At 68.4% G+C, this 10,055-nt stretch carries 9 protein-coding genes; all 9 read right to left on the bottom strand.

The features are described 5' to 3' along the window. The coding region (locus LLH23_15145; GenBank protein ID MCE5239801.1) for a hypothetical protein at nt 1–377 on the bottom strand (377 nt) is incomplete at its 3' end. Further along, nucleotides 377–2,206, bottom strand: coding sequence for a hypothetical protein (locus LLH23_15150; protein ID MCE5239802.1), 1,830 nt, complete (start codon nt 2,204–2,206; stop codon nt 377–379). The genes LLH23_15145 and LLH23_15150, both read right to left, overlap by 1 nt. Continuing rightward, complete coding sequence (locus LLH23_15155; GenBank protein ID MCE5239803.1) at nt 2,199–4,490, bottom strand: YfhO family protein; 2,292 nt, start codon at nt 4,488–4,490, stop codon at nt 2,199–2,201. Before LLH23_15155 ends, LLH23_15150 begins: the two co-directional genes overlap by 8 nt. A 102-nt stretch (nt 4,491–4,592) precedes the next feature. After that, nucleotides 4,593–5,018, bottom strand: coding sequence for an EamA family transporter (locus LLH23_15160; protein MCE5239804.1), 426 nt, complete (start codon nt 5,016–5,018; stop codon nt 4,593–4,595). Between the two features lie 246 nt (nt 5,019–5,264). Beyond that, nucleotides 5,265–5,897, bottom strand: a complete 633-nt coding sequence (locus tag LLH23_15165) for a corrinoid protein (GenBank protein MCE5239805.1) — start codon at nt 5,895–5,897, stop codon at nt 5,265–5,267. A gap of 114 nt (nt 5,898–6,011) precedes the next feature. After that, complete coding sequence (locus tag LLH23_15170; protein MCE5239806.1) at nt 6,012–7,859, bottom strand: ASKHA domain-containing protein; 1,848 nt, start codon at nt 7,857–7,859, stop codon at nt 6,012–6,014. 67 nt (nt 7,860–7,926) lie between these two features. Next, nucleotides 7,927–8,280 carry a tetratricopeptide repeat protein gene (locus LLH23_15175; protein MCE5239807.1) on the bottom strand — a complete coding sequence of 118 codons (354 nt, stop codon included), beginning with the start codon at nt 8,278–8,280 and terminating at the stop codon, nt 7,927–7,929. Nucleotides 8,281–8,386: 106 nt separating this feature from the next. Then, nucleotides 8,387–9,343, bottom strand: a complete 957-nt coding sequence (gene fmt / locus LLH23_15180; protein ID MCE5239808.1) for a methionyl-tRNA formyltransferase — start codon at nt 9,341–9,343, stop codon at nt 8,387–8,389. Continuing rightward, nucleotides 9,340–9,951, bottom strand: coding sequence for a peptide deformylase (gene def / locus LLH23_15185; protein ID MCE5239809.1), 612 nt, complete (start codon nt 9,949–9,951; stop codon nt 9,340–9,342). Before def ends, fmt begins: the two co-directional genes overlap by 4 nt. Nucleotides 9,952–10,055 lie beyond the last annotated feature (104 nt).

The raw sequence follows: 10,055 nt of genomic DNA on the forward strand, positions 1-10,055 counted from the left end.
CCGAAGGCGTGCTCCGGGGGCATCAGCATGAAGAGCCAGGTCTCGGGGTAGAAGCAGGCCGATTGGTTGTTGGCCACAAACGGCATGCCGCAGTTGGTGTACGGGTTCCACAGGGGGATGGTGTTCTGACGCAGTTGCTCAGCGGCGTACTTGCGCCATGGGTAGGCTTGCTGGATGGAGTCGAGGAAGGGCGTGTGGACGCGACGGAAGCCCAAGTCCTCGGCGTGGGCTTGCCACGGCTGCATGACCATCAGCATGTCGGCCGGCAGCAGCAGCTTCCCCCCGAACGTCACGGGCCACAGCAACACCAGCAACACCAGGGCGATGCAGCCCAGGGCCGCCAGGTCCCTCCCGCGTTCGGTCTGCGGCACTCTCATCAGCGACTCCCCGGGGGCGGCACGCGGTAGATGCGCACGCCCTGTTCATCGTAGACACACTGCAAGCCGCCGCTCCCCAGGTCCAGGCCAGCGCTGCCGTTGAGCGCCCCCTCGAGCGGGCCGGCATACAGCATCGTGATACCGCGATCCCGCAGCGCTTGTGGCGCCGGGGCGGCCCGGAGCAACTCGTTCGCGTCGCGCAGACGGTCGCGGAAGTGCAGCGTCTCGGCCCAGTGCCCGACCCACACCTTCGCCGGGCACACGGTCGGAATGGTGCTGCCAATCAGACTCGAGGAGAGGACCACATCGTTCCGCGTCGCGTTCTCCCGCAGCCACGCCATCGCCTGCGCGTCCGGCGGGTCGAGGTAGATCGGCGGCTGCAGCACTTGCAGCAGGGCCGCGTTGTTGGTCTTCACGCTCTCGAGACACTGGGACACGAACAGGGCGCTGGACGGGATGCACAGCACCACGACCACGCACACAGTCAGGACGATGCGCTCCATCGCGTGCTTGGTCTTGCCGCGCTCGCGCAGACCCCGCGTGATCTGCTGCGCCAGCCATGATACCGCAAAGCCCGCCAGAATGCACAGGGGCAGGTGCAGCCCCTCGATCATCTTGCGCTGGAACGAGACCGGGATGAACAGGACGAGGGCATTGGCCAGGGCCCAGACGACCGGGAGGCGGCCGGAGGGGCCGGATACCATCCGGCCCGCCGTCAGCGGCGTAGTAGCTTCCCCCTTGGGCAGGAGCGCGGAGCCTGGAACGGCGGGCCGGATGATATCCGACCCCTCCAACGCCAACGGCTGACCCCGCAGTGTTAGCACTGCCCCGACAACCGCCAGGAGACCCACCAGGCCATAGGCGACGGCGTAGTCCACGAAGCGGAACGCCGGCGTCGGGGTGAGGCCTTTGGCCAGGAAGGACGGGTCGGTGAAGGTGGCGTAGAGCGACCAGAGGACGGAGGGCAGGCCAATCGCCACGATCGCCGCCACCGTCGCCAGACGCTTCCCGAATCCCGAATCCCGAATCCCGATTCCCGCCGTCACCCCCAAGGCCACCCACACCGCGAACACATCGTAGGTGTGGATGTTGCCCAGCACGAGCAGGCACAGCCCGCCCCACCAGACGGCGCGGCGGTCTCCCCGCATGGCGCGCAGCGCAAACAGGAACGTCAGGCACATCAGCGCCATCGAAGTCGCGAAGAGACCATTGAGCAGCAGCGACAGGAATGTGACGGCTTCCGGCTGCGTCTGCCACGCCTGCCCGACATCCACGGGATGGATGCCCGACTGCGGCCACACGAGCACAATGAGCCATCCGCAGCCCGACCCCACCGAGGCCAGAGCCAGCGCCGCCCACCGCGCCACGCGGTCCCGCGTCAGCTCCGCCACGAGCAGATAGAAGCTCACCAGCAGGAACACGCCACCCAGGAGCCGCAGGACATGGAACATGACCCGCAGGTCCACATGGAGCAGCCTGCTGACGCGCCCGCCCAGTTGCAGGAACACATTGACGAAGCGCGGGTTCTCGGGCTCGGTCGAGTACTGGTTGCGGAAGAGGACCTCACCTTCGGCCGCCTGCCGCATCCACGTCAGGTAGACATTCCCCTCATCCACACCCCAGACGAAGCCGCTGAAGCTGCGCCCGTCGGCGCGCTGCATCGCATAGACGTACGGGATGCACGTGAGCAGCATCACGAACGCGGCCCATAGCACCACCCACACCAGCTCGCGCCGTGTCGTGCCGTTACTGGGACCGCGGGCATCCTGCCCGCCGCCGTCCGCCGTAGGAGCGCCGGCTTCCAGCCGGCAGCCGTCGCCGTCAACCACGAGCCCCACCCCCTCGCCAGAACGCCGCAAGCCCTACCATCGCCGCCAGCGCCAGGAGACTCACGAAGAGCCCACAGACAACGGAGGTCGGGAAGTAGACAAGATCCAGTGTTCGCGTGCCTGCACCCACTACGACCGATGCCGTCGTCCGAGAGGGGACACCGGGCCTGATCTCTGCCGGCCTACGCCCCTCCGTCCAGGCCGACCATTGCCGGTTCAACGCGTCAGGCACGAGCACGGCGGCATCGGTCTGGAGTGGTGGTAGCAGGATACGACTGGCGTTCAGCCTGTCGCCACTGGCCGCGACAGGCGTAGACCAGGATATGGGCGTCATCGGGAGGAGGGCAGGCAGCCGCGACAGGGGGAAGCGAAGAGAGATGATGGCGCACCCTTCCCCCCGCCACACGGTGTGGAACCACTCCCCGACGGAGGCGGACTCAGCTTGTACGGCAAGCGTCGCGGCTCGCCCCATCCAATGGGTGGACTTCCCCAGTAGCAGCATATTGCCGTTCGACAAGGGCGACGGATCGGCCCCCTCGTAGCCTGCGGCCACTTCCCGGTACCGCGCCGGGAACAGTGAGTCATACCCGTCCACGCACCGCAGCCCATACACCGTCGCCGCATTGGGCGGCAGAATCACGTTGGCCGGGACCTTCGTCAGCCCCCAGGCCTGGCGGTCGTTGATCGCAACATAGCGGTCGGAGCCGAGGTGCTGGCGCAACTGCCCGATCAGCTCCGTCTCAGGGTACACGTCCTCCGCCCGCGCGCGCGGGTTGAAGTGGTAAGCCCACGGCAGCACCTGCACGAGCAGCAGCGCCAGCGCCACCACCGCAACAGCAGTGGAGAGCCGTCCGTCCGCAGGACGATCAGCCGCAGGCTCCCCAGGCGGGGGCTTCAGCCCCCGGTCAGCCGCGGCCCCCTCTTCCCCCTCTGCCTCCGCCTGCGTCCGCAGGACGCTCGCCCGCAGGCCCAGCGCCTCGATGACGCTCTGCAACCCCATCGCCCCCCACAGCGCCGCCGCGAGCGTCCAGACGCTCAGCAGCCTGGAGAACCCGCCGGCCTGGCCCAGTTTCGGCACGCCCCAGTAAAGCAGCATGGCTGGAGGGCCAGCCATGGCGCCCCACAGGGCGAAGAGGGCGATCCCGCCGAACAGCCAGGCCGCGCCGCGCCGGGGCTTCAGGGCCAGGCCCGCCAGCCCGAGCAGCAGCGTGATTGCCCCCACGAACCCGCAGTGCTCGCTGTAGCTGATGCCGGCATAGTCGCCCGTGACGGGCGAGCCGAGGAAGTCGGGCGACAGCAGCGTCGCCAGTTCGAGCGCCTGCACAGCCCGCTGGCGGTGAAAGGCGAAGCCGGCGCTGGACGGCCCGCCGCTGCCGCGCGAGGAGTGCCGTCCCAACTCGAGCGTCGGCAGTAGTTGCGCCATCGCGAGCATGAGGCCCAGTCCGGCTGCCAGTGTGACCGCTCCGATCCGCCGTCCCCGTCGAGGCGTAGTGCGGGTGAGGAGGCGGACCAGGGCGTACAGGAAGGCGAAGATCCAGACATAGGCCGCGATCTGGAAGTGGCCGGCGAGGAGGGTCATGCCGAGGGCCGTGGCGAGCATCAGGGGGCCACAGCAGGAGGCAACGGCGTCCTCACCCCTACCCCTCTCCCTCGCGCGGCACGACTGCGCTCCGGACAGGGGAACGGCTCGGCCCCGCACGATCACCTCTATCCCCCACCACGCGAGGGGCAACCAGATGAGGCTGTTGGGGAGCGTCGGCAGCTCGATCCATGTCACCATGAACCCGCCGTAGCTGAACGCCAGCGCGGCGAAGAGCGCGGGCAGGACGGACAGGCGCCAGGCCCGGCCCAGGCCGAAGACGAACAGCCCGCCCAGGAAGTAGTGCAGCGCCGCTGACAGCCCCATGCCTAGCTTCGGGTGGACGATGAAGTATAGCCAGTTGGGCGGGTAGAACATGGCCGACTGCCCGTTGCCCACGAAGGGATAGCCGCAGAACTGGTACGGGTTCCACAGGGGCAGCTCGCCCGACTGCGCCGCCCGGTGCAGGAGCAGCCGCCAGGGGTAGAACTGGGCCATGCTGTCCCACAGGAGCGAATCCCACTGGCGCGTCTCGCTGCTCGCCTCGGCCACGGCTGACCACGGCAACATCTGCTTCTGGTAGATCGCCGCTACCGGCACCCGGCCGCCGACCACACAGTTGCCCCAGAAGGCGCACGCCAGGGCGGCGAGCAGGAGGATCGCCAGTCCGTCATGGCGCCGATTGTCCACACCGTGTCCGACCATCGTCGCTGCCGTCCCCGGGGCCCTGTCCCTGCTGCCCAGTACCTACTGTAAACAAAAAGCCGGCCATGGCCGGCTCCCGTCACGACGAAGTGGGCGCGGGAATCACGAGCGCCCGTCCAGCGTCTGGTGCACGCTTGGGGGGGCCGAGGCGCGGGCAGCCGCCCGTGGGCTGTAGCTCAGGGCGACGATGATGACCCCCAGACAGATGGCGCCCAGGCCGGCCATGCGCAGCGGCGGGACGTGCTCCCCCAGGAGCTTCCAGGACAGCACGGCCACGATGACATAGCTCAGCGCCACCATGGGGTAGGCGTAGCTCAGCTCCAGCCGCGACAGCGCAATCAGGTACAGCAGAGAACTCACGCCATAGCACAGGAAGCCGACGGTCACTTGCCACTGCGTGAAGATGGAGCGCAGGACGATCAGCGGCGGCGGCTTGTGGCCGAGCATGTTGATGCCGGTCTTGAGCGAGATCTGTCCGACCGCCCCCAGCAGGATGGCGACGATGAGCACGATCAGGGCGATAGTCATGGTGCGTTGCTTCGGCGAGAAGATAAGCCGATACCTCCCTCGGTGCTGGCAGGGCCAGAGGTGCTGTCAAAGGCACATGATAGCGAACGGCGGGCAGAAGTGCAAACCCCAGACGCCAAGGACGGCGCACCAGTCACGCCGTGACTGGTGCGCCGCGCGTGTTCCTGCGGGCGACCCTCGCGTGGCGCGGCGTGTCCTCACGCCGCCGGCGCGCGTCGGGACACGCGCGCCCACGCGACCGGGCCACTAGCCGATTAGCTCGTTGGCCTTGTCTACCGCGGAGGCGGCATCCGGGGCATAGCCGTCGGCGCCGATCTCGTCGGCATAGTTCTGCGTCACGGGCGCGCCACCGATCATGACCTTGACCTGGTCACGGACACCGGCCTCCTTGAGGGCCTCAATGGTGTCCTTCATGGAGGGCATGGTGGTGGTGAGCAGGGCCGAGAGGGCGATGACCTGGGCGCCCTGGTCCTTGACGGCCGCCACGAACTTCTCGGGCGCCACGTCTACCTCGAGGTCCAGCACTTCGTAGCCGCCGCCCTCGAGCATCATGGCGACGAGATTCTTGCCGATGTCGTGCAGGTCGCCCTTGACCGTGCCGATGGCCACGGTGCCGCGGGGCTGGATGCCGCTCTCGGCCAGCAGGGGCTTGATGATGTCCATGCCCGCGTGCATGGCGCGCGCAGCGATGAGCACTTCGGGGACGTAGAACTCGTTCTTCTTGAACTTGTCGCCCACGACGCTCATCCCGGCAATGAGACCCTCATTGATGATGGCCTCGGCGCTGGCGCCCTCATCTACGGCTGCCCTCGTCAGGTTGCCTACGGTGTCGCGGTCGCCGCGGATCACGGCTTCAGCAATGCCCTGCAGGTCTGCCATCGTACTGCCTCCCAGTCTTGGCGGTGGAGCCTATGGCCCCGGTTCCGCAGCTTTGCCTTGTATGCACAGGTACGGGCCCGTGTTTCCCTGCCGGGGCGCCCATACCTTCCGGCCCTACATGAATAGCATCGTCTCCATGAACATCTGCTGGAAGTCCGGCCGCTGGGCCAACTCCAGGTGCTCGGCCCGACGCGCGATCTCCTCGGCACGCCGACGCCACGGTAGACTGAGCAGCGCCAGCATCGCCCCCGCGCCGGCCGCATTGCCCACGCCCCGGATGAGCGTCGGGGACATTGGCGGCAGCAGCCCCATCCGGAGCGCGCTCTGTGGGCGCAGGTAGTTGCCGAAGGCCCCCGCCAGCAGCACTGCGGACAGGTCCTCCACCTTCAGGCCACATTCCCGCAGCAGCAATTCGACGGCCGCCCGCACCGCACCTTTCGCCAACTGCAGCTCGCGCACATCTTTCTGCGTAAAGTATACGCCGGCATGTGCCTCGGCGTCGCCGTCGGACGCCAGCAGTATTCGCCGCGTGTTGCCCTCCCCCTGCAACCGGGCAGCCAGAGCGGGGGCCAGATCCTGCTCCCGGTCTGGCGCTACCATGCGCCCCATTGCGTCCACCAGCCCCGCCTCCAGGCACACCGCCATGGCGTCAAACAGCCCCGAGCCGCACAGGCCCAGCGGGCGCTGGTCGTCAATCGTCGTGATCTGCAGGTCGCCATCGTGCAGGTCTACCGCCGAGATGGCGCCGGGCGCGGCCCTCATGCCGTGCTCGATCTGCGCGCCCTCAAAGGCCGGACCGGCCGCGCACGAGGCGCACACGAGCCGCTCGCCCGACCACAGGGCCACCTCGCCGTTGGTGCCGATGTCCACCGCCAGGACCGGACGGTCGCTGTCCATCATGCGCGTGGCCGTGATGACCCCCACGGTGTCCGCACCCACGTAGCCGGCAATGACCGGCAAGCACACCACGCGCCCCTGCGCGTTCATCTTCAGGCCCAGGCTGCCGGGGGTGACGGTGATGGCGTCGCTGGCAACCGGGATGTAGGGCGCCTGGGCGATGTGCCAGGGATCCAGACCCAGGAACAGGTGGTGCATGCAGGTGTTGCCCACCACCGTCATCTCGATGACCTGGTCGGCATGGCCGCCGGCGGCCGCCAGGGCCTGGCTAACAACCTGGTTCACGACACCGACCGCCTCGCTCTGCAGCCGGGACAGACCGCCAGGTTGGTTCGCGGCATAGTCGGTCCGGGAGATGACGTCGGCTCCGTGCTGGGCCTGCGGATTGTGGGCCGTGCCGGACCCGAGATGCTCGCCTGTCAGCAGGTCCACCAGGTACGCAACCACGGTGGTCGTGCCGATGTCCACCGCGACGCCGAGCGGGTGCTGGGCTTCATCGAGCGTCGCCACCCCCACCAACCGGTCGTCCAGCAGCGTGGCGGAGACCGTGAACTGCCCCTCGCGCAGCTCGCCAGGGAGATCGCGCAGGGCGGTCAGGGCCGCGTTGTCCAGCGACACAGCGGGAGCGAGGCCGTCCCTGAGGCGCACGAAGTCGGCGCGCTGGTCTTGCAGGGACGGTTCGGGGAGCGACACGGTGACTTGCCGCACTGCGGGCTCGGGGGTCACGCCCTCGAGCAACTCGTCCTCGAGCGGCTTGGCGATCACAAGCCGCTGCTCGGGGGCGACGGACACAACGATATCGCTGCGGACGCGGGCCATGCAGGCCAGACGCCAGCCGGTCTTCAGCTCGTCGGCCGAGAGGATGTTCCGCTCATGGCGGTCGGGAGGGAGACAGTGCCCTTGCTGAATCTGCACGCGGCATTTGCCGCAGCGTCCGTGGCCGCCACAGGGGGCGGCCAGGGGCACGCCGGCGGCGACCGCGGCGTTCAGCAAAAGCTCACCGGCGGGAACCATCACGGTTGCACCGCCGGGGGTGAAGGTGACTCGGATTTCGGGGCTGCTCACGGGTGTTCGCCTGCCGGAGGATGGAAGTCGGGCACGCAGTCGCGCCCGACGGGGTGTCGCTCAGCGATCAGTAGTACCGCAACTGGTTGGAGGCCTCGTCGGCCTCTTTGGACCCGGGTGCCAACTCCACGACCTTCTCGAACACGGGCTTGGCCTCCTCGAACATCCCCAGCATGGTCTGCAGCTTGCCCAGATCCAGCAGGTACTTGGCGCTGTCGGGCCTCAGGTCGCTGGCGCGTGTCAGGGCCTCGATAGCGTCGTCAAACTCACCGGTGTTCATCAGCGACAGCCCGATCCCCCACCACGCCTCAGCCTCGCCATCGTCAGCACTGACAATGGTCCGGTAGATCTCGAGCGCCTCATCGTACTGGCCGCTGATTCGGTTCTGGTGTGCCGTCTGTAGCTGCTCGTGGGCCGCCATCGGCTCCCTCCGGAGCTGACCTGGGAATAACACGCACAATGGAAGATGATGGCTTCGGCAAGCATAACCGGAAGCGGGGACCTAAAGCAAGCCCCTTCGCCGCAACTCAGCCATGCTCAGGCCGGCGACTCGACAGCGTGTCCTGAAGCGTCAGACGTGCGCCCCGCAGGTACTCGGAGCCGGGCATCACCCGCTTCCCCTCCGGTTGGACGGCCAACAACTCCACCGCTCCCGCACGTGCCGCCACGACGGGACCGCGTCCCGCCGTAGTGGGCAGTTCGAGGATCCGGCCCGGTTCACCTGCCCGGCCGGACACAACTCGAGCGGCCCGGATCAGCAGCCGCTGCCCCCGCACCGCCGTCGCCGCCCCCGGCCAGGGCGTCACCGCGCGGACCCGGTTGACGATTCGCGTTGCCTCCTGGTCCCAGTCAATCAGCCCGTCCTGCTTCGTCAGACGCGGGGCGAGGGTCGCCTGGCTCTCATCCTGGGGCTGGCGCGGCGCCGTGCCGGCCATGACCCGGGGGAGCCACTCGCGCACCAGCTCGCAGCCGAGTCCCGTCAGGCGCACCGTCAGCGAGCTGGCGTCGTCCTCCTCGGCGATCGGCAGACGGGCCTGGGCGACGATGTCACCGGCGTCGAGACGGTCGCTCATGTGCTGCAGCGTCACACCGGTCTCGGGCAGACCGGCCAACAGGGCGTGCTGCACGGGCGCCGCCCCACGGAAGGCGGGCAGGAGCGAGTAATGCACATTGAGTGCCGCCACCCGTGGCACAGCCAGCAGCTCAGGGCACAGAATCTGTCCGAAAGCTACCACCAGGGCGATGTCCGGAGCCAGCTCCCGCAGATCGGCGATGAGCTGCGGATCGCGGCAACTCTCCGGCTGGAGCAGGCACAACTGGAGTCCCACGGCCTCCGCCTTCACCGGCGAGGGGCAGAGGCGATCGCTGCGGCCGCGCGGCCGGTCGGGCTGGGTGACGACGCTGACGATCTCCCCGCCGGCGTCCTGGATGGCCTGCAGGTACGGCACGGCACACTGGGGCGTCCCGAAGAAAACGACCTTCACGGCGCGTCCTCCTGCCCCTCCTGCTCGCGTTGCTCCCGCTCCTCCTGGCGCCGCCGCATCCGCTCGAAGGCGGCCATGACCTCTGGAACCGTCGCGCTCTCGAGGCGGTAGCCGTCCTCCTCGCTCTCGTCAGGGACCATCCAGCCGATGGAGTCGGGCTCCGCACGGTCAATGAACAGCACACCGTCCAGGTGGTCCACTTCGTGCAGCAGGCAGCGTGCGAACAGCCCCTCGGCTTCTACGCGCAGCGGCCGGCCGTGCTCGTCCAGGCCGGTGACGACGACCTGCAGGGGCCGGCACACTTCGGCCTGCAGCGTCGGCAGGCTCAGGCAGCCCTCGTAGGCCCACTGCTCGCCCCGGCGCGACTGCACCCGGGGGTTGATGATCTTGTACACGTGCTCCTCCTCGGAGTCCGCCTTGTCGCGGGCCACGAGACAGCGCTTGCTCACGCCCACCTGGGGTGCCGCCAGCCCGAGGCCGGGGGCGGCGATGAGGGTCTCGACCATGTCGTCGAGCAGTTGCCACAGCTCGTCGTCCACCTCGCGCACACGGTCGGCCTTCCGGCGCAGCACGGGGTCAGTACACAGGAGAATCTTGCGTAGGCTCATGGGTAGGTTGCAGGGCTCAGGGATCAGGGTTCAGGGTCTGGCACGGTCGCGGTCGGTGACCGCTCCCACAACGGATTGCAGGTTGGGGCGTGGGTGGCGTGGGA

The sequence above is a fragment of the bacterium genome (assembly GCA_021372615.1).
In the GTDB taxonomy this organism is placed as follows: domain Bacteria; phylum Armatimonadota; class Zipacnadia; order Zipacnadales; family UBA11051; genus JAJFUB01.

Coding starts and splice junctions, on each gene's coding strand:
- LLH23_15160 (MCE5239804.1), bottom strand. CDS start 5,018: ATGACTATCGCCCTGATCGTGCTCATCGTCGCCATCCTGCTGGGGGCG.
- def (MCE5239809.1), bottom strand. CDS start 9,951: ATGAGCCTACGCAAGATTCTCCTGTGTACTGACCCCGTGCTGCGCCGG.
- LLH23_15175 (MCE5239807.1), bottom strand. CDS start 8,280: ATGGCGGCCCACGAGCAGCTACAGACGGCACACCAGAACCGAATCAGC.
- LLH23_15155 (MCE5239803.1), bottom strand. CDS start 4,490: ATGGTCGGACACGGTGTGGACAATCGGCGCCATGACGGACTGGCGATC.
- LLH23_15165 (MCE5239805.1), bottom strand. CDS start 5,897: ATGGCAGACCTGCAGGGCATTGCTGAAGCCGTGATCCGCGGCGACCGC.